We start from the raw sequence: 278 nt of genomic DNA, 5'->3' as shown, positions 1-278 counted from the left end.
AGACAACTGGTGCACTCCAGGCTTCGCACCGCGATGAGCTGGTGCACCTGGATCCGTGACGGGCAGGCCCGGCTGCACTTGTCGCAGTCGTGGCCGGAACTTCGCAGGCAGCGGACCGGGTCACGGCGAATGCGCAGGGGCGTCAGCAGACCGAGCAGAGCGAGCCAGGCGCCATAGGGACAGAGATAACGGCAAAAGCCCTGGCGGAAGGTAGCGGTGAGCAGCAGCACCCAGCCGAGGCAGAGGCCGGAGACCAGGGACAGGTTGAAGAAGAAGGC

General features: G+C 65.8%; 1 protein-coding gene. It reads right to left on the bottom strand.

The annotated features are described in order from the left end of the window. Positions 1-278, bottom strand: a 278-nt coding sequence (locus B4920_RS26160) for a 4Fe-4S binding protein (RefSeq protein WP_139379670.1), incomplete at both ends; no start/stop codon positions are given.

Origin of the sequence: Zoogloea sp. LCSB751 (assembly GCF_002028455.1) — a bacterium.
Lineage (GTDB): Bacteria > Pseudomonadota > Gammaproteobacteria > Burkholderiales > Rhodocyclaceae > Zoogloea.
This window is presented reverse-complemented; position numbering and strand designations above follow the sequence as displayed.